Below are 24,338 nucleotides of genomic sequence, written 5' to 3'. Positions count from 1 at the left end.
ACGGGCCCGACCGGCGGCGCGCACTTTCCACCGCCGGTTACACATCGGCGTCCGGCGTAACGTCGAACGGGTGCAGATGTCCACCGCGCGCATCCTGATGATCGGCCTCCACCCCAGCGCACTCGACTACAGCGAGCGCCCAGGCCTGGACGAGGCAACCCTGACCGCACGCATCGACGCCGGTAACGCGGCCCTGCGCGACGCCGGGTTCGACGCCGTGTCGTGCCAGATCCCCGCCGACCCGGCCCAGGCCGAGACCCGGATCCGCGAACACCTCTCCGACGGCCCGTTCGACCTGGTCATGATCGGCGCGGGCGTCCGCGCCGACACCAGCTACACCCTGCTTTTCGAACGCATCGTCAACGTGGTCGCCGAGGCAGCCCCCGGCATCCGCTTCTGCTTCAACACCGCACCGGAGAACACAGTCGACACCCTCCGCCGCTGGGTGACCCCGTAAGAAGCGGCGTACGCCCAGCGAGACCGGGCCCGCCTTGCGAAGACCGTCACCGGCCAACCCCCTGGTCCACCGAGCGGGGAGCCGCACACCGCGACAAAAGCCGACCGACTCGGCAAGGCAAATCGCCGCCCGCCGACGCCTTCGTGCTCGTTTCCCGTCGCGCCGCTACAGCATCAGCGAGCGAGAAGGTAGCGACCGACACAGGAGACCAACAGCACTGGCGGAAGGCGCGCTCTCAGTCGGTCGTGACCAGCACGATCTTGCCGAGGCCGTGGCCGGACTCGCTTTCCCGTTGGGCCGCCGCGGCTTCGGCGAGCGGGAAGATGCGGGCCGGGCCCGGCAGGCGGATGGCCTCGGCGGCGAGCAGGCGGGCGGCCTCGACGACGTCGTCCAGCGGGCCGCCGGAGCGGGAGAAGAAGGGGATGCCCTTCTCGGCGGCCGCCGGGTCGGCGATGGTGATGATGCGGTCGGTGCCGCCGCGCAGTTCGATGGCAGCGTCGAGGAATCCGTGTCCGGCACAGTCGAATACGGCATCGATGCCGTTCGGCGCGAGGACGCGGACGCGATCGGCGACGCCGTCGCCGTAGGTGGTGGGCGTCGCGCCGAGGGAGCGGACAACCTCCTGATTGGCCGGCGAGGCCGTACCGATCACCTGGACGCCCGCCGCGCGAGCCAGCTGTGCGGCCATCGAACCGACCGCGCCCGACGCGCCGTTCACCAGCAGCGTCTCATCCGGCGCGAGCTTCAGCCGTTCGAGGCCGCCGCCCGCGGTGTTGGCCGCGACCGGGATCGCGACGGCATCGGTGAAGGACAGTTCGGCGGGTTTGGCGACCAGGCGTTCGGCCAGGGCGAATTGCGCGTAACCGCCACCCTCCGACCAGCCGATGACCTCATCGCCCACCTGCCAGACCGCCTCGGGACCGGCCGCGTCCACGACTCCCGCGATCTCGATTCCGGCTCGGCGCGGGAAGTCCGGACCGGGCATCATCCCCCGTCGGATCTTCCAATCCGCCGGATTGACCCCCGCCGCGCGAACCGCCACCCGCACCCGGGCGCCCTCCGGTTCGGGCACTGGCACCTCGACCAGTCGCAACACCTCGGGGCCGCCGATTTCGTCGTACTGGATCGCCTGCATGAGACCGAGCCTAGGCGCTGGGTCCGGCAACTTCCGGACCCCCGATCCCACGGCCATGTCGGGGTGGCCGGTCCGGCGGTAACCGGTCGCGCCCGGTTGCGGTGCGACGCTCGGCTCGGGCGGCAACGGCCTCGGATGCGGCCCGATACCGGGAGTCATGCGGCCACCGAGTCGCCCTCGTCGGCGAATTGCGTGTGGTAAAGCTCCGCGTACCGGCCGTCCCGGGCAAGCAGGTCGCTGTGCGTGCCGCGTTCGACGATCCGTCCGGCCTCCACGACCAGGATCTGGTCGGCGTTGCGGATCGTGGACAGCCGGTGCGCGATGACCAGTGCGGTGCGACCGGTCAGCACCTCGGCCACGGCCTCCTGCACGGCCGCCTCGGAGGTGGAGTCCAGCGATGCGGTGGCTTCGTCCAGCACCACCACGCGGGGTTGTTCGAGCAGGAGGCGGGCGATGGTGAGACGTTGGCGTTCGCCGCCGGACAGGCGATATCCGCGCTCGCCGACCACGGTGTCCAGACCGTCGGGCAGCGAGTCGATCAGATCGCCCAAACGGGCCCGCCGCAACGCGTCCCAGATCTCCGCATCGGTCGCGCCGGGACGAGCCAGCCGCAGGTTGGCGCCGATGGTGTCGTGGAACAGATGCCCGTCCTGGGTGACCAGGCCGACGGTGGCCTGGATGGATCGTCCGGTCAGCTCGCGAACGTCGGCCCCGTTCAACCGCACCGCACCGGAATCCACGTCGTAGAGCCGCGAAACCAGCTGTGCGATGGTCGATTTGCCCGCACCCGAGGAACCGACCAGTGCCACCATCTGCCCGGGCTCGGCGCGCAGCGAAATCCCGTGCAGCACTTCGTCGCCGCCGCGCGTGTCGAGAGTGGCGACATCCTCGAGCGAGGCCAGCGACACCTTGTCCGCCGCCGGATAGCCGAAGCGCACATCGTCGAACTCCACGGTGACCGGGCCGGGCGGCACCTCGCGCGCATCGGGCGCGTCCTGGATGAGCGGCTCGAGATCGAGAATCTCGAAGACGCGCTCGAAGCTGACCAGCGCGGACATGATGTCCACCCGGGCGCTGGCCAATGCGGTCAGCGGGGTGTAGAGCCTGGTCAGCAGCAGCGAAAGCGAAACCACCGCACCGGCGTTCAGCTCACCGCGCAGCGCGAACCAGCCGCCCAGTCCGTAGACCAGCGCCACCGCGAGTGCCGACACCAGCGTCAGCGCGGTGACGAATGTGGTCTGCAGCATCGCGGTCCGTACCCCGATATCGCGCACCCGCCCGGCACGCAGGGCGAATTCCGCCGACTCGTGCTGCGGCCGGCCGAACAGTTTCACCAGGGTCGCGCCGGGCGCGGAGAAACGTTCGGTCATCTGCGTACTCATCGCCGCGTTGAGCTGCGCGCCCTCGCGCTGGATCGCCGCCACCCTGGTGCCCATCCGCCGCGCCGGAATCATGAACAGCGGCAACATGATCAACGCCAGCACCGTGATCTGCCAGGACAGCCGGACCATCACAACGACGGTCAGCAGCAGCGTGACGATATTGGTGACCACGCCCGAGAGCGTCGTGCTGAACGCCCGCTGCGCGCCGATCACATCGCTGTTGAGCCGGCTGACCAGCGCACCGGTCCGGGTGCGGGTGAAGAAGGCGATCGGCATCTTCTGTACGTGATCGAACACCGCGGTGCGCAGGTCCAGGATCAAACCCTCGCCGATCCGCGAGGACAGCCACCGGATCACGATGCCCAGCGCCGCGTCGACCACGGCCAACGCAGCGATCGCGAGCGCGAGCAGCACCACTACCCGTGCCGCGGAATGTCCGACGATGTGATCGACCACCCGCCCGGCCAGCAGCGGATTGGCCACCTCCAGCACCGCGGACACTACGCTGAACAGCAGGAAGCCGATCAACGGCCGGCGATGCGGCCGGGCGAATCGCAGCATCCGCCGAGCGGTCGCCCCGCTGAACCCGCGCCGCTCGACCGGCGCACCGGCCTGCCGATACAGCTGACTCCACGCCACCGATTCGATCGTCATCCGCCCAACTCCTTCCGCCGGCCATTCAACACCGACCCACCGACACTAAAACCTCAACAAAGATTCAGCTCAAGTGTTCCGGGCGGAGTTCGCGCACAGCGGAAACGGTCGCCGACGAAGCAGGAAGGCCCGCCTCGCGTGTCCGTCGGATCAGCTTTCGACGGGTTCCCAGCCGCGACGGACGGCGCGTGCCCCGGGGGCCGTCTTCGCGTCGGCAGGTACGGCGCCGGGGCCCGCGAATTCGGTCTGGCCGTGGGCGAATCGTGGATGGTGGCGTTCGGGCGGGCCGAGGCGCGGGTGGCGTGGTTCGTGGTCGCGGCGGCGATCGGGCGGTACGTGCCGCGGTTGCGACGGGCCGCGGCGCGCGGATGAGCGCCGAAACGCGTCGATCGCCTGCAGCGTGATCGGCAGTGCCCCAGGCGTTCTCGGCAACCGGCGCTGAGATCACCTGGGACTCGGACTGTTCGCGGCGGTGCCGCTGAGCGCCTCAGGCCTCGGCCCGTGCGAGGTCCTGCGAGCCGGCTGCCGGTGCCGTGCGCCGTTCCAGGCCGGCCGAGACGGCGACCAACGCGAGGGCGCCCAGGCCGAGAGCCAGGCCGATCCAGCCGACCGAGGGGTAGCCCATGCCCGCGGTGATGGCCAGGCCGCCGAGCCAGGGGCCTGCGGTGATCCCGATGTTGAAGGAGGCGACATTGCCTGCCGCGCCGAGGGTGGCGGCCTCGGGGGCCAGGGTGAATACGCGGCTGTTGAGGACAGGGTTGATGCCGAAACCGAAGGCGCCCAACAGGAATGCCAGCACCGACGTCACGATGGCCTGGTGTGCGAATATCGCCAGCAGGGCCGAGGCGAGGCAGACGCCGGTGATGCCCAGCGTGAGGGTACGGATCGGGTGGGCGTCGGCGGTCCGGCCGCCGACGGCGATGCCGAGTACCGATCCGATGCCGTAGAGCGCCAGCACGACGGGCACCCAACCGGCGGGCACCCGGGTGGTCCCGGTCAGCAGCGCGCCGAGGTATCCGAAGCTGACCAGGAGTGCTGCGGTGGCGACAATGGTCGTGCCGTAGAGCAACAGGACCGGACCGGAGCCCAGCGCTCGCAGCTCCCGGCCCACCCGCTGAACCGTCTCCGGGCGTCCGCCGGGCACCTTGGCCAGGACGCCCAGCATGGCGAGTGCGGACATCGCGGCCACCGCCCAGAATGCCCCGCGCCAGCCGAAGTGCTGTCCGATGAAGGTGCCCGCGGGCAGGCCGACGACCGTTGCGACAGTCAATCCGCCCGCGACGATGCTCATCGCCCGGCCGCGCATATCCGCGGCCACCAGGCCGACCGCCGTCGCGGAGGCCACCGCCCAGAAGCCGGCGTAGACGAATGCACCGGCCATCCGTGCGGTGAACAGCACCCAGTAATTGGAGGTCAGCGCGTCGACGATCTGCGCGAGGACGAAGATCGCGAGGAAGGTCAGCAGTGCGCTGCGGCGTGACCACCGTTGCGTCGCCACGGCCAGAACCGGAGCGCCGATCAGCATGCCCAGGGCGAAGGCCGAGATCAACAGACCGGCCTGCGGTACGGAAACGCCCAGATCATCGGAGATTTCGGTGAGCAGTCCGGTGAGCATGAGTTCCGATGTGCCCTGGGCGAATATGGCTAGGCCCAGGATGTAGACGGCAAGTGGCATCGGTTGAACCTCCAGTTTTAGATTGTCCAGTTCAAAACTCGGACAGCAGGCGTTCGGGGGTGGATTCGGTCGTTGGGGAAAGCGCGGCTCAGCGGCCGCGGATGACGATCACAGGCAGCTCAGCGCGACGGTCGCGATCCCGGCCAGAGTCTCCCGAGACGCACCGCCACGGGCGGCGACCCGCATACCGGTGATCGTCGCGACGACGAATTGCGCCACATCGCCCGGCGCCCTGGACTTGTCGATCTCGCCGGCACGCTGCCCGGCCGCGAGCGTCGCGATCAGCGCGGCCAGGCGTCGGTCGCGGTCGGCCGCCAACAGGGCGGCCATCTCGTCATCGCGCAGGCCGAATTCAACCGTCGCGTTCACCACCAGACAGCCGAGCGGATCGCCCTCCGGCGAGTCGACGACCTGCCAGAGCAGGGCCCGCACCTTGTCCTGGGCCGAACCCGGGCCGTCGAGCACTTCGAAGGCACCGGCGTTCTTCTCGGCCATGTACCGGCGTAGCGCACGTTCGAACAGATCGCGCTTGCTGACGAAGGTGTTGTAGATGCTGCTACGACCCAAACCCGTTGCGCTGCACAGGTCTTGGGTCGAAGTCCCCTCGTAGCCCGCAGACCAGAACGCGCGCATCGCCGCGTCCACCGCCTGGGTCTCGTCGAACTGCCTGGGTCGCGCCACGGCACGACCCTAGCAAATTTTGTATCTATCTGTCCAAAACCGATTTCGGCGCGGTCAGAACTCCCCGGCGACGCCGAGCACCGTGCGGCCCGAGTGCCTGCCCTCGCGAATCTCGCGCAGCACCGATTCGGCCTCGATGATCGGTGCGTAGTTCTCCAGTTCGGACAGATGCCGCGGCTCGAGATCCTTGCCCAGGCGGGTCCACAGGGCCCGGCGCTGATCGATCGGGTACTGCACCGAGTCGATGCCGAGCAGGGCGACACCGCGCAAGATGAAGGGCATGACCGTGGTGGGCAGCCCGGTACCGCCGGTGAGTCCGCTGACCGCGGCCGCACCGCCGTATTCGATCGTGCTGAGAATGTAGGCGAGGGATTTACCGCCGACGCTGTCCACCGCACCGGCCCACTGCGCCTTACCGAGCGGGCGGATCTTCGCCTCCGGGTCCTCGGGCAGGCGGCCGATCACCGATTTCGCGCCCAACGCCGAAAGCCGCTCGGCCGCATCGGTTTTGCCCGTGGAGGCGACCACCTCGAAACCGAGACCGGCCAGAATGTCCACCGCTACGCTGCCGACGCCGCCGGTCGCACCGGTGACCAGGACCGGTCCGGAATCCGGGGTCAGGCCGCGATCGAGCAGGGCCTGCACACTCAGCGCCGCGGTGAATCCGGCGGTGCCCAGGGCCGCGGCCTCGCGCGGGGTGAGGCTCTCCAGCTTGACCACCCATTCCGCCGGGACCCGGGCGTACTCGGCGAATCCGCCGTTGTGCGCGACGCCGATGTCGTAGCCGTGCGCGATCACCGGATCGCCGGGTACGAAGGACGGATCCTGCGATGCGGACACCTCACCGATGATGTCGATGCCCGGGACGATCGGATAGTTGCGCACCACCCCGCCGCCGGGCGTGATCGCCAGCCCGTCCTTGAAGTTCGCACTCGAATAGAGCACCTTGATCGTCACCGTGCCCGGCCCGAGGAAGTCGTCGCCGACCTCCTCACGCGTCAACACGACCCCGTCGTCCGTCTCGTGTGCCACCATCGCCAAGAACGCCATGAGTCCGAGCATAGGGCGAGCGCGCCTGCCGGGCGAGCATCGAACGACAGCCGCACCCCTCGGCCATAAGACGCACCCCTTGCACCGAATATTCACCGTGTCCGGTGTGCGGCGGCAGGGGAGTATGCCACGACCAGCGCGCACCAGGGCCGACGAAACATTCACGACCCTTGCGTGCCACTTGCTCCGCCGCCGGGGCAGGGATCCATCTGCCGGGAAGGGCCGCCCGGCGTATCCGCGTCAGTGCGAGTACGAGGCCACGCCGACCGGGCCCGCGCCCAGGCAGACGCGCAAACCCGGTGTGGCAGTACCGATTCGCAGCAGCGTGCCGCCGCCGATGACGCGGACGTAGACCGTGTTCAGGCCCGCGCGGACCGGAGCGACGACGGTTTCGCCGTGTTCGAGGGCAACGGTGATCCGGCCGTCGCCGCTGGCCAGATAGTTGAGCTGGGCGGTCCAGGCGTTATCGATCATCGGGCCGTCGAGCGGGACGGGAACCGGCTGCGTGCCGGATATCGCGTAGCCGCACCCGCGGACCGGGCCGCGGCGGACCCCACGGTTCCACCAGACCGCGGCGTCGACGATCCGGCCGTCGTCGGTGATCATGCGCAGCCGGGGCGTGGCATGGGCGAACATGTCCGGCGGCGCGAGCGGGGAGAGCACCACGCTGATCCGGTTCAGCGGATAGGCCAAGGGGTTCAGCACTTTCCACGGCACCTCCTGCTCGAGCAGGGGCGGGCCGCCCGCGGCCAGCTCGGATTTCACGGTGGTGAGGTAGACCCGGGTCGGACCGACGGACCAGGACCGGCTGAACGTGATCGTGGACCACAGGCTGCTCGCCAGGAACGCCGCGACCAGCGCGACCGCGATCGGCGGCCGCACGCCGTGCCGGACCGCCTCGCGCGGCCCGGCACGCAGCAGCAGCGCACCCGCGACGGTCAGCGGAACGGCCAGATCCGCGAGGTAGCGCAGCGATTGGGTCAGCTCGTCGGTGGTGTACGGCCCGCCCCGGATCAGCGCCACCGGCAGTTGCGCGGCCAGCACGTAGATCACCACGGCCGCCCACACCGGCCATACCCGGCGCCTGGTCCGGATCGAATACACCACGACCGCGCCGATGATCAGCCAGGCGAGCACCACCGTCCAGACCGGCGCCGCCGCCCACGGCGTGGAGGGCACCCATCGTTCCCAGTGCCACGGCCCGCCCACCAGCGCGGGCACGATGCCGCGCGAGATCGCGTGGTCCAGCAGCGCCCGTATTCCGCCCGGGGTACTGCGCACCGCCGAGACGTGCACCACCGTGAGATAGATTGCGCCCCAGCAGATCAGCACCACAGCCGAGCCGATCCACAAACGCGCCCCGCGCCGCGCCACCGTGCGGATCGCCCGGTCCCGCCCGTCGAGGTAGCGGACCAGCCCGGCCACGACGAACGCCACGAACGGCACGATCACCGACTTCTCGAAGAACAGCAGCGCCGCCACCAGCACCAGGCACCCGGACAGCGCGTACCGCCTCCGGCCGGTCCGGATCAGCAGCACCGCATCGCCCACCACCCAGGCCAGGGCGATCTGCAGCGGCAGGGCGTTCAGCGCGGCCGACCACCAGGCGAACGCGGGCAACGTCAGCGGGCAGAACAGGTAGAAAGCCAGCGGGACGAGCAGCGTCCACCGGGTGCGCCGAGCCGTGGCGCGAACGCGCTCCCACAACCCGCGCCCGGCATCCCGGCCCGATCCGTACTCCGGCGAGGTCAGTACGAGCAGCATGCGCAGCACCGCCGCCGAGGCGAGCAACTGCAGCACGACCATCGAGATCACCGGGCCGGCCCACACATACGGCCCCAGCCGCGTGATCACCCAGGCGACGGCGAACGCCGCGGGCATGAAATGCCCGTCGTGGTCGTACAGCAGCAGATTCGCCGAGAACAGCGGCAATCGCCCCGCCCGCCCCGCGAGGATCAGATCATCCCAGTAGAAATAGCCTCGCCCGGCCACCCACCCGCGAACCACCAGCTGCACCACGACGAGCCCGACGGCCACCGCCAACGGCCCGTTCGCCCACTGCCGGCGCGGGCCGTCCGCCACTCGCGGCGTGGACACCGCCTCCGACGATCCGGCCGACGCGATATCCATGGCACCCCACCATAGTGGCGAATCCCGAATCCGTCGGACGTGATCCGCACACCGATCGGGAGCAACGCTGCGTGCAGATGAAAAGCATTGTCCGGGAGAATCATTCGCGCGGCCGCGCTGACGCGATCCGCTTCGGGCGCCACCGCCTCCGGTGCGCGACCACGCCACACCCCGAGTGGCAACCCTGACGCCGCGTCGCGGTGACGAGGACACCGCCGACGACACCAACTCCGAGCACCACCCGGGCGACCGACCCGCGCACGGACACGGCCGACCCGAAGCGCCCAGCCGATCAGCCTGCGACGGCGCATCGCGGCGCACGGGCCGGGTTGCGGGTGCGTCGCATCCGATGCCGTCGAACCCGACGGCGCCCTCGCGCGTGTTCGCGGAACGGCGACGGCGCGCGGGTCAGTTGAACTTCGGTGCGCGCTTGTCCAGGAAGGCGGTGATTCCCTCGGTGCCGTCGGGATCGGATGCGGCGGCGGAGATGAAGGAGGCTTCGCGGGCGAGTTGCTCCTCGAGGGTGTGGTCGGGGCTGACCAGGAGGAGTTTCTTGACGTTGGCGTTGCCGTGCCGGGGGCCGGCGGCGAACCGGGTGGCCAGCTCCTCGACAGTGGCGGTGAGGTCGGCGTCGGGGACGACGCGGTGCAGCAGGTTCCAGTCCAGGGCCTCGGCGGCGGACAGGGTGCGGTTGAAGTACATCAGTTCCTGGGTGCGGCGCAGGCCGATCAGGCGCGGCAGGTAGTAGGAAGCGCCGCCGTCGGGGCTCAGGCCCGCACGGGTGTAGGCCATGGTGAACGAGGCCGATTCGGCGGCGACCACCACGTCACCGGTCACCGCGAGGCTGAAGCCCGCGCCCGCGGCGGTACCGTTCACCGCGACGATCAGCACCGCCTCCATCCGCGCGAAGGACGAGATCGCCGCGTGCAGGTTGTCGGCCAGGTGTTTGACGTAGGGTCCCGCGCCGCTCTCCTGCACCGCCATCGCCTTCAGATCGCCACCGGCGCAGAAGAACCGGCCCGCGCCGGTCAGCGTGACGACCTTGAGCGCGGGATCATCGGCGACCAGGGATGCCACCTGCGCCAGCTCGCGGCCGAGAACGTGATCGATGCCGTTGGCCGCCGTGGGCCGATTCAGGGTGATCCGGGCGATATTCCCGGTGCGTTCGAACTCGATCGTCTGGTACTGGCTCATCAGGACTCCCTCTCCATCGCATCCGCATCCAATGTGACATACGACGCGAAGGGCGCGAATAGCCGGGAGGTCTATTCGGGCAGCAGTTCCAGGCGGACGCCGAGCAGGCGAACCGGCCGGTCCAGCTCGAAACGGCCCAGGATTTCGAGTGCGGCCTGCGCGATCCGGTCGACGTCGGTCGTCGGCTCGGGGAGTTTGCGCTGTTTGGTACGGGTGAAGAAGGTATTGGTGCGTACCGTGACCCCCACCCGCACGGTGCTGCGTCCGGTCTCGGCGACCTCCTCGGCCACCGCGGTCGCCAGCCGCAGCACCTCGGCATCCATCTCGGCGCGTTCGGTGAGATCGTGCGGGAACGTCTCGGATTTGCTGTGGCCCACCGGAATTCGCGGTTCGGTGACTACCTCTGTATCACCCGCGCCGCGACCCAGCAACCACAGATACGGTCCTGTACTGGGACCGAATTCGGCCGCGAGGGCCTGCCGATCCGCCGCGGCGAGTTCGGCGACGGTGGTGATCCCCAGGGCCTCCAGGCGTTTGGCGATGCGGGAACCGATACCCCACAGTGCGCTGGTCGGGCGGTGCGCCATCAGCTCGGACCAGTTCTCGGCGGTGAGCCGGAAGATGCCGGTTCGCGCCTCGCCGACCTGCTCCCCCGAATCACCGGACTTGCCGACCGATTTCGCGAATCCGGTGGCGAGCTTCGCCCGAAGTTTGTTGTCTCCGATACCGATTGCGCAGGTGAGATCCAATTCCTCGATGGCACTGCGGATCTCGCGCGCCAGCCGTTCGGGATCGTCGGTGTCGGCGGCCAGGAACGCCTCGTCCCAGCCGAGCACCTCCACCCGGACCGGGAAGGTGCGCAGCAGATCCATCACCTCGTCGGAAGCCTCGGAGTAGGCGGCCATATCCAGCGGGAGGAATACCGCGTCCGCACATTTGCGCGCCGCGGTGCGCAGCGGCATGCCCGCGTACACCCCGTACCCGCGCGCCGGATACGACGCGCAGGTCACCACCTTGCGAGGCTCATTCGGGTCCCCGTTGCCGCCCACGATGACCGGACGGCCCCGCAGTTCCGGGTGACGGCGAAATTCCACCGCCGCCTGGAACTGATCCAGATCAACATGCAACAGCAAGCGCCGGCCCGCCTCTCTCCTCCGCCTCGCTCCTCCGCCTCTCCGCGTCTTCAGCGTGTCGTCGGGTACTTCGGAGCGTATGCCTTCGGGCCGGCGGTAGGGGAGGTACTCGGGTTTCGGGCGTGCCCGGGAAGTTACCCATGTGCTTGCGAGATCAGTTGTTGCGTTGAGTGAGTTTGGACCCGCCCGACTCCCTACCCCCGGCCCGACGCAAAAATCTCGAAGCGCCCAACGGCACGCTGAATTCACGGGGAGGCGGGGGAGCGCTAGGAATTTGCTCGATGGCGGGACACAATGTCTGCAGGGATGAATTGTCCCGTGTGATCCGGCGTATCCGGCGGATCAGCCCGCCGCAGCGATTGGGGGCGACAGCAACGACATTGCACCGGGACGGCGAACGCGCGAAAGGGCTCAGCGTCTCCGCGCTGGTGGCGGTGGCGAACCCGTCGTACTCGCGAATCGACACGTGGAATCTGCTGGACGACGCGTGCCGCCGACTCGCGGATGTCGACCGGGCCGGGCTGGACACCACCCACGAAGCCGCTCGGGTGCGGCGCCTGCTCGATCGTCTCGCCGCCTACGAACGGTACTGGCTGTACCCGGGTGCGACGCGAGTGGCGGCGTTTCAGGGATATCTCGCCGATCTCGCGACGGCGCAGCTCACCGAGGAGGTGGCGCTTGCCGTGCGGCTGCTCTCCGAGTACGGCGACAAGGCAGCGGTGTTCGACACCTCGGCGCCGTTGACCGATCAGGAGCTCGTGGCGCGGACCAGACGACAGCAGTTCTTCACCGTCCTGCTCGGCGACGACTCTCCGCCCGAGGCTCCCGACAGCCTGGCGGCCGGCCTGCGGGCACTGCGCGACCCGTCCGATGACGCGCAGTTCGAGCTGCTCGTCGCGGCGAGTATCGAGGACGCCATCACCGCTGTCGCGTTGAACGGCGAGATCCAGGCGGCGATCATCCGGCACGACCTGCCGCTGCGCTCCCGCGACCGGGTGCCGCTGATGACCGCGCTGCTCGGCGCGAACGAGGACGTGATCGTGACCGACCGCACGCCGAGCTGGGTCGAATGCGGCGAGTGGATCAGTCGGCTGCGGCCGCACATCGACCTGTATCTGCTCACCGACGAGTCGATCGCCGCGGAGACGCAGGACCAGCCGAACGTCTACGATCGCACGTTCTATCGGCTCAACGATGTCACCGACCTGTACAGCACTCTGCTGGCCGGCTTCCGGAGCCGGTTCGCCACCCCGTTCTTCGATGCCCTGCGCGCATATGCCGCCGCGCCGGTCGGCCAGTTCCACGCTCTTCCCGTCGCACGCGGCGCCAGCATCTTCAACTCCAAATCGCTGCAGGATATGGGCGAGTTCTACGGCCGCAACATCTTCATGGCCGAGACGTCGTCCACCTCCGGGGGACTGGACTCACTGCTGGATCCGCACGGCACGATCAGGTCGGCGATGGACAAGGCCGCGAAGACGTGGCGCGCGGACCGGACGTACTTCGTCACCAACGGAACATCCACCGCGAACAAGATCGTGGTGCAGGCGCTGACCCGGCCGGGCGACATCGTCCTGATCGATCGCAACTGCCACAAGTCGCACCACTACGGCCTGGTACTCGCCGGGGCGTATCCGATGTACCTGGACGCCTACCCGCTCGCGCCGTTCGCGATCTACGGAGCCGTATCCCTGCACACCATCAAGAAGGCGCTGCTGGACCTCGAGGCGGCCGGGCAACTGGACCGGGTGCGCATGCTCCTGCTCACCAACTGCACGTTCGACGGCGTCGTCTACAACCCCCGCCGCGTGATGGAGGAGGTCCTGGCGATCAAGCCGGACATCTGCTTCCTGTGGGACGAGGCGTGGTACGCGTTCGCCACCGCCGTGCCGTGGGCACGGCAGCGGACCGCGATGGTGGCCGCCGAGCAACTCGAATCGACGTTGTCCTCGCCCGGATACGCCGAGAGTTACCGTGCCTGGCGTGCGTCGATGCGGGGAGTCGAGCGTGCCGAGTGGAGCGACCACCGGCTGCTTCCCGATCCCGCGCGGGCACGGGTACGCGTGTACGCGACGCACTCCACCCACAAATCGCTCTCGGCCCTGCGGCAGGCATCGATGATCCATGTCCACGACCAGGATTTCCGGGCTCTGGTCGCGGAGACGTTCGCCGAGGCGTTCCTGACCCACACCTCGACCTCGCCGAACCAGCAGCTCCTGGCGTCGTTGGACCTGGCGCGGCGGCAGGTCGACATCGAAGGTTTCCAGCTGATCCGGAATGTGTACGACATGGCGCTGGTCTTCCGGCACCGCGTCCGCAAGGACCGGCTGATCGGCAAGTGGTTCCGCATTCTCGACGAGTCCGATCTGGTGCCCGAGCAGTTCCGCGGCTCCGAGGTCAGCTCGTACCAGCAGGTCAGGCTGGGCGGCTTGGCGAAGTGGAACGAGGCGTGGCGGTCGGATCAGTTCGTGCTCGACCCGACTCGGGTCACCCTGTACGTCGGCGAAACCGGGATGAACGGGTTCGAGTTCCGTGAGCGGGTGCTGATGGAACGATTCGGCATCCAGATCAACAAGACCTCGATCAACAGTGTGCTGTTGATCTTCACGATCGGCGTCACCTGGTCGAGCGTGCACTACCTGCTCGACGTGCTGCGCCGGGTGGCCGCCGACTTCGAACGGAGCCGGAACGCGGCGGGTGCGGCCGATCGCGCCCTGCACTCGAGACGGGTCGACGAAATCACCAAGGATCTGCCCGCGCTGCCCGACTTCAGCGAGTTCGACAGCGTTTTCCGGCCCGACGGAGCCAGTTCGTTCGGCGATATGCGATCGGCCTTCTACGCCGGGTACGAGGAATCCGACCGGGAACACGTCCTGATCGGCGACGCCGGACGACGGATCGCGAAGGGAAAGACGTTGGTGTCCACCGCTTTCGTCGTTCCGTACCCGCCCGGTTTCCCGGTGCTGGTCCCGGGGCAGGTGATCTCCCGGGAGATCCTGTATTTCCTGGCCGAACTCGACGTCAAGGAGATTCACGGATACAACCCCGATCTCGGATTGTCGGTCTTCACCGAGGCCGCGCTCGCCCGGATGACCGCGGCTCGGCGAGAATGTGCGGTAACGCGCGGCGGCACTGTGCTGGAGGCAGTTCGGACGTCCGCTTCGGCCGGCACGTGATGCGCTGGTCGCGCGTGAGGGCAGCAGCGAACAGGAGACCGGCCGATGACCGATACCGCACTCGATCTCGACAGCGCCCGCGCGGTGCTGGCAGCGCAGCCGTTCAGCGTGCTCGTCGGTGCCGAGATCACCGAATACGGCGATGGCGCGGCCACTCTGGAGATTCCGATCCGACCGGAACTGCGCCAGCAGTTCGGATTCGTGCACGGCGGGGTACTGGCCTACGCCGCCGACAACGTCATCACCTATGCCGCCGCCACCGTTCTCGGCGCGAACGTGCTGACCGGCGGTTTCAACATCACCTACCTGCGGCCCGCCACGGGTCTGCGCCTGCGCGCACAGGCCCGGGTCACCGGAGCCACCCGCCGCCAGGCCGTGTGCGGGTGCGAGATCTACGCCGTGCAGGAAAGCGGCGATCAGGTGCTCTGCGCCGTGGCACAGGGATCCGCGCGGTCCGTCGATCGGGAGCTGTCCCCGGGCGACAACTGAACGGGCACTGCGGGCCGAGTGAAGTGACCGCTGCTCGCTGGACGGGCGAATCGCGCCGACCCCGCACACGAAAGGGCCGTGCACTTCGATGAAGTGCACGGCTCCTCGACTATCGGTCAGGCCGAGGCGGCGAACGCCTGGTAGGCCGGTTCGGCGACCGGTTCGATTGCGTAGGCCAGGATTTCGGCCACATCGGCGACGGGACGCACGTCCAGTGCGGCCAGCACCTCGGCGGGGACGTCGTCCAGATCCGGCTCGTTGCGGGCCGGGATGAACACCGTCTTCAGTCCCGCGCGCTGGGCGGCGAGCAGCTTCTGCTTCACCCCGCCGATCGGCAGCACCCGGCCGTTCAGCGTGACCTCACCGGTCATGCCGACATCCGAGCGGACCTGCCGGCCAAGCGCCAGCGACACCAGGGCGGTCACCATGGTCACACCCGCGGACGGGCCGTCCTTGGGCACCGCGCCCGCCGGGAAGTGGATGTGGATGTTGCGATCCAGCACCCCCGCAGCGCCCCGGCGGGCCGAAGGCGGCAGCGGAGCGTAACCACGTAGGCCCTCGGAAGCTGCGGCATCAGATGGAGCCTCTATCCCGATCTCCTCGAGATGCGAGCGGACGTAGGTCAGCGCGATCTGCGCGGACTCCTTCATCACATCGCCCAGCTGGCCGGTCAGGGTCAGCGAACGCTCGCCCTCGGCGGCATTGGCCTCGATGTAGAGGACATCGCCGCCCGCGCCGGTCACGGCCAGACCCGTCGCGACACCGGGGACCGCGGTGCGTTCCACCCCGTCGGGGATGAAACGCGGACGGCCCAGGTAGTCCTTCAGGTCACCCAGCCCGATCACCAGCGTGTCGGAACGAGTTGCGGCCGAATCGGATTCGACGTCGTACCCCAGGTCCTTGTCGTAACCCAGGCTTTCCGGCACGAATTCGCCCTTCTGCACCAGGTTTTCGGTTCCGGCCAGGTCCGCCGACTCCGACAGCCGGGTCGCCGCCTTGCGCAGCGCCTTGGCGATCAGACGTTCCATCTGCCGCACCCCGGCTTCGCGGGTGTAGTTCGCGGCGATCTCGCGCAACGCCTCGTCGGTGATCGAAACCTCCTGTGCGGTCAGCGCATTGCGTTCGAGCTGACGGGGGATCAGGAAGTCGCGGGCGATGGCCACCTTGTCGTCCTCGGTGTAACCGTCGACCGTGATCAGCTCCATGCGGTCCAGCAGCGGGCCCGGGATCGTGTCCATGACGTTCGCGGTCGCGATGAACAGCACATCGGACAGGTCCAGATCCAGATCCAGGTAGTGATCGCGGAAGGTGTGATTCTGCGCGGGATCGAGCACCTCGAGCAGCGCGGCCGCCGGGTCGCCCCGGAAGTCCGAGCCGACCTTGTCGATCTCGTCCAGCAGCACAACGGGATTCATCGATCCCGCCTCCTTGATCGCGCGCACGATCCGGCCGGGCAGTGCGCCGACGTAGGTGCGCCGGTGACCGCGGATCTCCGCCTCGTCGCGCACGCCGCCCAGGGCCACGCGAACGAACTTGCGGCCCAACGCACGTGCCACGCTCTCACCGAGCGATGTCTTGCCGACTCCGGGCGGACCGACCAGCACCATCACCGCACCGGAACCGCGACCGCCGACGACCTCCAGTCCGCGCGCGGCCCGCCGCGCGCGCACCGCCAGGTACTCGACCATGCGGTCCTTCACCTCGTCCAGGCCGTGGTGATCGGCGTCCAGGATCTCGCGGGCGGCCGAAACATCGGTCGCGTCGGCGGTTTTCACCGTCCACGGCAATTCCAGCACGGTGTCGAGCCAGGTGCGGATCCAACCCGACTCCGGACTCTGATCACTGCCGCGCTCGAGCCGGTCGACCTCGCGCAGGGCGGCGGTGCGGACCGTCTCGGGCAGGTCCGCGTTCTCCACGCGGGTGCGGTAGTCGTCCGCGCCGTCGGGCTCGCCCTCGCCCAGCTCCTTGCGAATCGCGTTGAGCTGCTGGCGAAGCAGGAATTCGCGCTGGGACTTCTCCATGCCCTCGCGCACGTCCTCGCTGATCTTCTCGGCCACCTCCGCCTCGGCGATATGGTCCTTGGTCCAGCCGATCAGCGTGGTGAGACGGGTTGCCACGTCGGGGGTTTCGAGTATTTCGCGCTTCTGCTCATCGGTCAGGTACGGCGCGTACCCGGCGGTGTCGGCCAGCGCGGAGGGATCGGTCAGCCGATTGACCGCGTCGATCACCTGCCATGCCTCGCGCCGCTGCAGCACCGAGACGACGAGCTTGCGGTACTCGGCGGCGAGTTCCTTGGTGCGGCCGTCGGCCTCGGGGATCTCGACCGGTTCGGCCTCGACCCACAGCGCCGCGCCCGGCCCGGTCACGCCGTGGCCGATCTTCGCGCGCCGCTCGGCCTTCAAGACCGCCGCCGGTGCGCCGCCGCGCATCCGTCCGACCTGCTCGATCGTCGCCACGACGCCGAAGGACGCATAGCCCTCGGCCAACCGGGGAGCGAGCAGCACGGCGTCCAGGCTCGCTGCCCGGGCGGCATCGATGGCGGCCTGCGCCGACTCGTCGAGCTCGATGGGCACCACCATGCCCGGCAGCACGATCGGATCGGTCAGGAACAGCACCGGCAAGTTCTGTGGTGTAGTCACGTTCGACCCTTTCCAAAGTTGAGCGATACCTACTCAACCCCGAGCCTTCCGGTTCTGTTCCGCCTGCGCGTTCACTAGCCGCGAACACGCACGCAACCCCAAAGTTGAGCGTATGGCGCTAAACACTCAGCACTCCAAGATTGTTCCGATCCGAGCAACCGGGCCGTACACCCCCGGACAGCGCCGACGTCAGGCGACATCCGAAGACGCCCACGTCCGTTTCACCGAACTCCACGGCAGGACCTTCCGGCAGGAGAGAAATCCAGGAGAGAAATGCGAGGCATATCCGCGGGCGGTACTGGAACAGGGCGCCGCGATGCCGCCGCGGACCGCACGGGGGAGGCCGATTGGAGATCCGCAGTCGCACCTAGGGATATTAGGTTGGAGGGATGTCACCTCGATCAGGCCTGACGACAGAGCGTGTGGTGCGGGGCGCGGCCGAACTCGCCGACGAGATCGGCTTCGACAAACTGACCCTGTCGGCGGTCGCGCGGAAATTCGGGGTGAAGGATCCGAGTCTGTACGTGCATGTCCGCAACCTGCACGATCTGCGGGTCCGGGTGGCGCTGCTGGCCAGTGCGGAGTTGAACGAGCGGATCGGGGCGGCCGTGGCGGGGCGCTCCGGCCGCGACGCGCTGACCGCGTTCGCGGACGCGTATCGTTCCTATGTCCTGGATCACCCGGAACGCTATGCGGCGACGCAGATTCGGATGGATCCGGCCGAGGTGGGCGCGGAACCCGCGCTGCTGCGCAGTATCGAACTCACCACGGCCGTCCTGCGCGGCTACCACCTCGGCGAGACCGCGGGGCTGGACGCAGCTCGCTTGTTGCGCAGCACCTTTCACGGGTTCGCCACCCTCGAGGCGTCGGGCGGATTCGCGCACTCCCGCCCGGCCGCGGACTCCTGGCCACATATCGTCGCCGCCCTGCATCACACGCTGTCGAACTGGCCGCGCGGCTGAATCGGCGAGTTGGCGCCGGTCGATCAGGAATTCCGCCGGCAGCCCGGGCACACGATACGATTCCGCCGCCACCGTGGTCACGAGGAGATCGATGGACGAGACAGCACTCGAGCAAGCGAGTCCGCAAGTGCAGGAACGCATTCGGGACAGTTTCGAACGGCAGGGGCTGATGCGCCATCTGGGCGCGCGGCTGACCCACATCGGCCCCGGCCGAGTGCACATCGAATTGCCGAATCGGCCCGAGGTCACCCAGCAGCACGGTTATGTGCACGCCGGCGCCACCAGCGCCATCGCGGACAGCGCGGGCGGGTACGCGGCGTACACGCTGTTCCCCGACGATTCGTCGGTGCTGACCGTGGAATACAAGATCAATCTGCTCGCACCGGCCGAAGGCGATCACCTGGAGGCCGTGGGGGCGGTGCTCAAACCGGGGCGGACGCTGACCGTGTGCCGGCTGGAGGTATTCGGCGTGCGGGCCGATCGTCGCACCCTTATCGCGACCGGCCAGCAGACGTTGATCTGCCTGACCGGCAAGCCGGATCGCTGAGACCCGCGACTACCCGGCCGGGCCGGTGTGACGACCACGACGTCAGCGCGCACTCGTCGGTCGGGTCGCCGAGACCGGCCCGCGCACAGGCTTTTCGGTCATACTGACGATCGTGCAGATCGGGATTCTGGGTCCGGTGGAAGTGCGCGGTGCCGACGGAAGCCCGGTGGCGGTGGGCGGTCCGCAGGTGCGAATGTTGCTGGCGCTGCTCGCATCCGAGGCCGGCTCCCTGGTGTCACGGGATCGGCTGATCAACGACATGTACGGTCAGGACCCGCCGCACGACGCCAAACACGCGCTGCAATCGCAGATTTCCCGGTTGCGGCGTGCGCTGCGGGCCGCCGGCGCGCAGGAATGCCTGGAATCCACGGCGGCCGGGTATCGCCTCGCGATCGACCCGGCCGACGTGGACGCGCATCGGTTCGTCCGGTTGACCGAAGATGCCCGCGACGCATCGGCCGACCGTGACCCGGCCACCGCCGCCGCGTTGCTGGATGAGGCCGAGCGGATGTGGCGGGGCGCGGCACTGGCCGACGTCGCTGACGCCCCGTTCGCGGCGGCCGTGATCACCCGCTTGTCCGAGGTCCGGCTGGCCGCGAGGCAGGATCGCGCGGCCGCCGCCCTGGCCCTGGGCGACCATCGCGCAGCGGTCGCACTGCTCGCGGAAGTGGTTGCCGCGCAACCACTTCGAGAACGCGCCCGGGCACTGCTCATGCGCGGACTGTCCGGCATCGGCCGCCGCGGCGAGGCACTCGAACTGTTCGAGCAGGGCCGGCGGCTGCTCGCCGAGGAACTCGGCGTCGATCCGTCGGCGGAGCTCGCGCAGGCGCATCTGGAAATCCTGCGGGCGCAGGCCGATACGTCCGCGACGCGCCGCATGCCCGCGCCGCTCACCACCTTCGTCGGACGCGACGACGAGCTGGCGCACATCTCGGCGCTACTCGCACGATCCCGCCTGGTGACGCTGACCGGCCCCGGCGGAACCGGTAAAACCCGCCTGGCGCTGGAGGCCGCCGCGCGAGCGGCGGGTGCGGTGTACTTCGTCGATCTGTCACCGTTGTCGGCCGGTGAGCAGATCGCCGGAGAGATCACCGCGGCACTCGGCGGCCGCGCGGGCAGCGAGCAGGAGGACGCGGAGGGAGGGCTGCGGGCTCTGCTCACGGACCGGGCGCTGCTGATCGTGCTCGACAACTGCGAGCACCTGGTGGAAACCTGCGCGCGGCTGGTGCATCGGGTGCTGCGCGACTGTCCGGGGGTCCGGGTGCTGGCGACCAGCCGCGAGGCCCTGCGCATCACCGGTGAGACGGTTCTCGCGGTCGGGCAGCTGCCGGTCGCCGACGCCGAGGCCCCGCTGGCCGAACAGCTCGGTTGCGCCGCGGTCCGCCTGTTCGCCGATCGCGCCGCCGCGGCCCGGCCCGGGTTCGCCGTCGATGCCGGCACGATCGCGCTGGTGCGGCGCATCTGTGCGCGGCTGGACGGGCTGCCGCTGGCATTGGAGCTGGCCGCCGCGCGGCTGCGCACCCTGGACGTCGCCGACATCGACGCGCGCCTGGCCGACCGGTTCCGGTTGCTGACCCGCGGAGACCGCACCGCCGAACCCCGGCACCGCACGCTGCAGGCGGTGGTGCAGTGGAGCTGGGAGTTGCTGGACCCGGCCGAACGCCTGCTGGCCCGCCGTTTCGCGGTATTCGCCGGCGACGTCACCGCCGGCACGGCCGCATCGGTCTGCGAAATCGACGAGGCCGAGGAATTGCTCTCGAACCTGGCCGAGAAATCCCTGGTCGAGGTGCGTGGTGGCCGTTACCGGATGCTGGAGACGATCCGCGCCTACGGCTCGGCGCGGCTGGCCGAATCCGGTGAACTCGAGCGGTTGCGCGACGCGTGTGCCCGCCACTACGCCGACCTGGCCGAGCAGGCCGATCCGCTGCTGCGCGGGCCGGACCAATTGCGTTGGCTGACAGTGCTGTCCGAGGAACACGACAATCTGCAGGCGGCACTGCGCTGGGCCGTGCGCGCCGATCCCGCTCTGGCGCGACAGCTCGTCGCCGCGCAGGCGTGGTACTGGTGGCTCAGCGGTCATCCGGGCGACGCCGTGGAACTGGCGGGCGAGTTGCTGCGAGTACTCGATCCGGACCCGTGCGCCGAGGAATACGCGCTGTGCGCGGCGGTCGCCGCGCGGGGAGAGGCGGGCCCGTCGCCTGCGGTCGGAACTGCCGTTTCGGCGGTGTCGTGCCTCGAAAAGCCGCTGCGGCGACCGCATCTGGTATTCCTGCTGGCCATGGCCGGTGGGTTGCCCGGGCCGCAGCGCGAGCGCCTGGACGGGTTGTTCGGGCCCGACCCGTGGGCGCGGGCATTTCGCTGTCTGGGCAACGGGCTGGGCCTGCTGATGTCCGGGCAGCCCGAACTCGCCGAACTCGAATTGCGGTGTGCGCTCACGGGATTCCGCGACACCGGCGATCGGTGGGCGATCGCGACCACGCTCGACAAACTGGCTGTCGTCGCCGACTGGCGCGGGGAGCGCGACGCGGCCCTGGAATCGATCGACGAGGCCGTGCTCTTGTTCGCCGAGCTGGGCGTCGGCGACGAGGCGGCCGACCTGTTGAACCGCCGCGGCGACATGCTGGCGCGCCACCCGGCCCAGGCGGCCGACCTGGGCGCGGCCGAGGCCGCCTACCGCCGCGCGGGCGAGCTCGCCCGGGCAGCGGGCGCGACGGCCATGTACGTCGACGCGCTGCGCGGGCTCGGCGACCTGCGCGGGACCGCTGGACAGACGGCCGAGGCGCGACGGCATTACACCGCGGCCCTCGAGTTCCCCGACAACGGGTCGGTCGGCATGATCGAAGCACGGTCTCGCGGCCTCATCGGAATGGGCCGGCTGGCGCTGATGGACGGCGATATCGCGGCCGGCCGGGCGGCGGCATGCGAAGCATTCGAGTTGTCGCACCGGGTATCCCGGCCGGTGGCCGCCGAGGCCGTCGAAGCGGTGGCCGGATTCGCCACCGCCCTCGGGCAACCCGAACGCGGCGCGGAGTTGCTCGGCGCGGCCGAAGCGTTGCGCGGAATGCCCTCTGCCGCAGGCGGTGTGGCCGCCGACACCGTCGCGCGATGCCGTACCGAGCTGGGCGAACACGATTTCCGGGCCGAGTACGCGCGCGGCGCCGGCCGCACGGTCGAACAGGTGGCCGCGCTGATCGGTGAGTGGCGGTGAGCCGACGGTGAGGATTCGGTGAGCGCTGCTCGCGAAGCTTGTCCCATGACAACGCAGCAGTTCACCAGCAAAACGGTTCTCATCTCCGGCGCGAGTGTCGCCGGTCCGGCCCTGGCCTACTGGCTGGCCCGGTACGGGTTCGCCGTCACCGTCGTCGAGCAGGCGCCCAGCCTGCGGGAGGGCGGTTACAAGGTCGACATCCGCGGTGTGGCAATGGATGTGATCGACCGGATGGGCCTGTCACAGGAGGTTCGCAAGGCCTCCACCGCGATCCGCGGCGGGGCCTGGGTCGACGGCAACGGCAAGGCACTGGCCACGCTCGGACCCGAACTGATCGGGTTGCGCTCCCGCGGCGACGACGAGGTGCTGCGCGGAGATCTGTCCCGGATTCTCTTCGACGCCACCAAGGACGCGGTCGAATACCTGTACGGCGATTCGATCGCCGAGCTCACCGAGCAGTCCGAGGGGGTACGGGTCCGCTTCCGCAACGCCACGCCGCGGGTTTTCGATCTGGTGATCGGAGCCGACGGCATGCATTCGGCGGTGCGCCGGTTGACCTTCGGAGCCGAGGAACAGTTCGCCCGGCACACCGGGATGGCCGCCTGTGTGGTCTCGGTACCGAATTTTCTGGAACTCGACCGCTGGGAGCTGATCTATCCCATCCCCGGGCAGGTGGTGCAGGTGTACGCGACCGAGCGCGGTGCGGCCAAGGCGCAGTTCATCTTTCAGCTCCCCGAGCAAGTGCCCGATCTGCGCGACCGCGCCGCTCAGCAACAATTGGTGGCCGATGCGTTCGCCGATGCCGAATGGCAGACACCGGCGCTGCTCCGCGCTGTGCCGGACTCCCCGGACTTCTACTTCGACACGGTCAGCCAGATTCACCTCGACCGCTGGTCGCACGGGCGCGTCGCGCTGGTCGGCGATGCCGCGTGGTGCCCGTCACCGCTGTCCGGGCAGGGCACGAGCATGGCGCTGATCGGCGCGTATGTCCTTGCGGGAGAGCTGAAATCCGCGGCCGGGGATCATCGCGTCGCCTTCGATCGCTACCAGCGCGCGCTGGCTGATTACGTCGGCGAGAACCTGACCCTGGGCTGGAACAACGCCACCCAGATGGTCGCCGCGGACCGGCGCGCGATCCGGTTCCAGACCACCATGTTGCGAATGCTGCGCCACATGCCCTGGAAGGGCTTGGCCTTGCGGCCGATCATCAAGCCGCTCGAGCACGCCGCCAACGCCGTTCGGCTCGCGGATTACTGAGCGGTTCGGCTCGAACCGCTTCGCTCACTTACTTTTTCGAGGAGTACCCCATGAGTATCGTCACCGGCCCCATCTTCCAGTTGGCATGGGTCGTAACCGACCTGGACAGCGCCGAAAGGCAATTCGGCGAACAGTACGGCGTAGACACCTGGACGCGTATGCCCAGCACGCACTTCGGGCCCGATCAGGCGCGCTACCGCGGTGCGCCCGCCGACTACGTCGTCGACACCTCGCTGGCCTACGCCGGCGGTCAGCAACTCGAACTGATCGCCCCGGTTTCGGGTGAGAACCTGTACACCGAACAGTTGGCGCGCTCCGGCCCCGGACTCAACCACATCGCCTACGTCCCCGAGGATTTCGATGCCGCACTCGCGCGGGCACGCGCCACCGGCACCGAAGTGGTCCAGCACTGCACGGTCGTCGAACTCGGGATGGAATTCGCCTACCTGGCCGGCGGGCCGCTCGGCGCGCACATCGAACTGCTGCGTTTGCCCGACGGCGCCCGGGCCCTGTTCGACAGTATGATTCCCGCCGGTTACCACAACCCCTGGCATCGGGCGTAGCCGCTG

Annotated in this window: 17 protein-coding genes; 8 read left to right on the top strand and 9 right to left on the bottom strand. The window is 69.0% G+C overall.

What is annotated here, in order from left to right:
• Positions 1-70 precede the first annotated feature (70 nt).
• Positions 71-457: a hypothetical protein gene (locus tag AC5WS7_RS14695; RefSeq protein ID WP_495955010.1), complete on the top strand. Its 387-nt coding sequence runs from the start codon at positions 71-73 to the stop codon at positions 455-457.
• A gap of 235 nt (positions 458-692) precedes the next feature.
• Here AC5WS7_RS14695 and AC5WS7_RS14690 read toward each other — a convergent pair whose 3' ends face one another.
• From AC5WS7_RS14690 to AC5WS7_RS14655, 8 genes are all read right to left on the bottom strand, one after another.
• Positions 693-1,592 carry an NADP-dependent oxidoreductase gene (locus AC5WS7_RS14690; RefSeq protein WP_495955009.1) on the bottom strand — a complete coding sequence of 300 codons (900 nt, stop codon included), beginning with the start codon at positions 1,590-1,592 and terminating at the stop codon, positions 693-695.
• 155 nt (positions 1,593-1,747) lie between these two features.
• The gene (locus tag AC5WS7_RS14685; protein ID WP_495955008.1) at positions 1,748-3,628 is read right to left on the bottom strand and encodes an ABC transporter ATP-binding protein; all 1,881 of its coding nucleotides are present in this window, start codon (positions 3,626-3,628) and stop codon (positions 1,748-1,750) included.
• Between the two features lie 487 nt (positions 3,629-4,115).
• Positions 4,116-5,303 carry a Cmx/CmrA family chloramphenicol efflux MFS transporter gene (locus tag AC5WS7_RS14680; RefSeq protein WP_495955007.1) on the bottom strand — a complete coding sequence of 396 codons (1,188 nt, stop codon included), beginning with the start codon at positions 5,301-5,303 and terminating at the stop codon, positions 4,116-4,118.
• A 108-nt stretch (positions 5,304-5,411) separates the two neighbouring features.
• Entirely contained in the window at positions 5,412-5,984 is a 573-nt protein-coding gene (locus AC5WS7_RS14675; protein ID WP_495955006.1) for a TetR/AcrR family transcriptional regulator, read from the bottom strand.
• Between the two features lie 54 nt (positions 5,985-6,038).
• Positions 6,039-7,034 (bottom strand): oxidoreductase, encoded by a 996-nt coding sequence (locus tag AC5WS7_RS14670; RefSeq protein ID WP_495955005.1) that lies wholly within the window; start codon positions 7,032-7,034, stop codon positions 6,039-6,041.
• Between the two features lie 240 nt (positions 7,035-7,274).
• A complete protein-coding gene (locus AC5WS7_RS14665; protein ID WP_495955004.1) occupies positions 7,275-9,164 on the bottom strand; it encodes a hypothetical protein in 1,890 nt (629 codons plus the stop codon).
• Between the two features lie 408 nt (positions 9,165-9,572).
• Positions 9,573-10,358, bottom strand: a complete 786-nt coding sequence (locus tag AC5WS7_RS14660) for an enoyl-CoA hydratase/isomerase family protein (RefSeq protein ID WP_495955003.1) — start codon at positions 10,356-10,358, stop codon at positions 9,573-9,575.
• Positions 10,359-10,429: 71 nt separating this feature from the next.
• The gene (locus AC5WS7_RS14655) at positions 10,430-11,491 is read right to left on the bottom strand and encodes a DNA polymerase IV (RefSeq protein WP_495955002.1); all 1,062 of its coding nucleotides are present in this window, start codon (positions 11,489-11,491) and stop codon (positions 10,430-10,432) included.
• Positions 11,492-11,871: 380 nt separating this feature from the next.
• Here AC5WS7_RS14655 and AC5WS7_RS14650 point away from each other — a divergent pair, with 380 nt between their 5' ends.
• The gene (locus tag AC5WS7_RS14650; protein ID WP_495955190.1) at positions 11,872-14,667 is read left to right on the top strand and encodes an aminotransferase class I/II-fold pyridoxal phosphate-dependent enzyme; all 2,796 of its coding nucleotides are present in this window, start codon (positions 11,872-11,874) and stop codon (positions 14,665-14,667) included.
• Between the two features lie 45 nt (positions 14,668-14,712).
• Positions 14,713-15,156, top strand: coding sequence for a PaaI family thioesterase (locus tag AC5WS7_RS14645; protein WP_495955001.1), 444 nt, complete (start codon positions 14,713-14,715; stop codon positions 15,154-15,156).
• 116 nt (positions 15,157-15,272) lie between these two features.
• Here the strand turns inward: AC5WS7_RS14645 and lon are convergent, their stop codons facing one another.
• Entirely contained in the window at positions 15,273-17,735 is a 2,463-nt protein-coding gene (lon, locus tag AC5WS7_RS14640; RefSeq protein ID WP_495955189.1) for an endopeptidase La, read from the bottom strand.
• Positions 17,736-18,184: 449 nt separating this feature from the next.
• Here lon and AC5WS7_RS14635 point away from each other — a divergent pair, with 449 nt between their 5' ends.
• The 5 genes from AC5WS7_RS14635 to AC5WS7_RS14615 all read left to right on the top strand — a co-directional run bounded on the left by AC5WS7_RS14635 (position 18,185) and on the right by AC5WS7_RS14615 (position 24,332).
• Positions 18,185-18,757, top strand: a complete 573-nt coding sequence (locus AC5WS7_RS14635; RefSeq protein ID WP_495955000.1) for a TetR/AcrR family transcriptional regulator — start codon at positions 18,185-18,187, stop codon at positions 18,755-18,757.
• Between the two features lie 91 nt (positions 18,758-18,848).
• Positions 18,849-19,304 (top strand): PaaI family thioesterase, encoded by a 456-nt coding sequence (locus tag AC5WS7_RS14630; RefSeq protein WP_495954999.1) that lies wholly within the window; start codon positions 18,849-18,851, stop codon positions 19,302-19,304.
• 112 nt (positions 19,305-19,416) lie between these two features.
• Positions 19,417-22,512 (top strand): ATP-binding protein, encoded by a 3,096-nt coding sequence (locus tag AC5WS7_RS14625; protein ID WP_495954998.1) that lies wholly within the window; start codon positions 19,417-19,419, stop codon positions 22,510-22,512.
• Positions 22,513-22,557: 45 nt separating this feature from the next.
• Positions 22,558-23,769 carry an FAD-dependent monooxygenase gene (locus AC5WS7_RS14620; RefSeq protein WP_495954997.1) on the top strand — a complete coding sequence of 404 codons (1,212 nt, stop codon included), beginning with the start codon at positions 22,558-22,560 and terminating at the stop codon, positions 23,767-23,769.
• Positions 23,770-23,819: 50 nt separating this feature from the next.
• On the top strand, positions 23,820-24,332 hold the full coding sequence (locus tag AC5WS7_RS14615; RefSeq protein WP_495954996.1) for a VOC family protein: 513 nt from the start codon (positions 23,820-23,822) through the stop codon (positions 24,330-24,332).
• Positions 24,333-24,338: the final 6 nt, after the last annotated feature.

This window comes from Nocardia sp. PLKS1-43 (assembly GCF_059510335.1).
The sequence above is the reverse complement of the archived record's forward strand: the minus strand, read 5'-3'. Positions and strand labels throughout refer to the sequence as shown.

Coding starts and splice junctions, on each gene's coding strand:
- AC5WS7_RS14690 (WP_495955009.1), bottom strand. CDS start 1,592: ATGCAGGCGATCCAGTACGACGAAATCGGCGGCCCCGAGGTGTTGCGA.
- AC5WS7_RS14685 (WP_495955008.1), bottom strand. CDS start 3,628: ATGACGATCGAATCGGTGGCGTGGAGTCAGCTGTATCGGCAGGCCGGT.
- AC5WS7_RS14680 (WP_495955007.1), bottom strand. CDS start 5,303: ATGCCACTTGCCGTCTACATCCTGGGCCTAGCCATATTCGCCCAGGGC.
- AC5WS7_RS14670 (WP_495955005.1), bottom strand. CDS start 7,034: ATGGCGTTCTTGGCGATGGTGGCACACGAGACGGACGACGGGGTCGTG.
- AC5WS7_RS14665 (WP_495955004.1), bottom strand. CDS start 9,164: ATGGATATCGCGTCGGCCGGATCGTCGGAGGCGGTGTCCACGCCGCGA.
- AC5WS7_RS14660 (WP_495955003.1), bottom strand. CDS start 10,358: ATGAGCCAGTACCAGACGATCGAGTTCGAACGCACCGGGAATATCGCC.
- AC5WS7_RS14645 (WP_495955001.1), top strand. CDS start 14,713: ATGACCGATACCGCACTCGATCTCGACAGCGCCCGCGCGGTGCTGGCA.
- lon (WP_495955189.1), bottom strand. CDS start 17,735: ATGGTGGTGCCCATCGAGCTCGACGAGTCGGCGCAGGCCGCCATCGAT.
- AC5WS7_RS14635 (WP_495955000.1), top strand. CDS start 18,185: ATGTCACCTCGATCAGGCCTGACGACAGAGCGTGTGGTGCGGGGCGCG.
- AC5WS7_RS14630 (WP_495954999.1), top strand. CDS start 18,849: ATGGACGAGACAGCACTCGAGCAAGCGAGTCCGCAAGTGCAGGAACGC.
- AC5WS7_RS14620 (WP_495954997.1), top strand. CDS start 22,558: ATGACAACGCAGCAGTTCACCAGCAAAACGGTTCTCATCTCCGGCGCG.
- AC5WS7_RS14615 (WP_495954996.1), top strand. CDS start 23,820: ATGAGTATCGTCACCGGCCCCATCTTCCAGTTGGCATGGGTCGTAACC.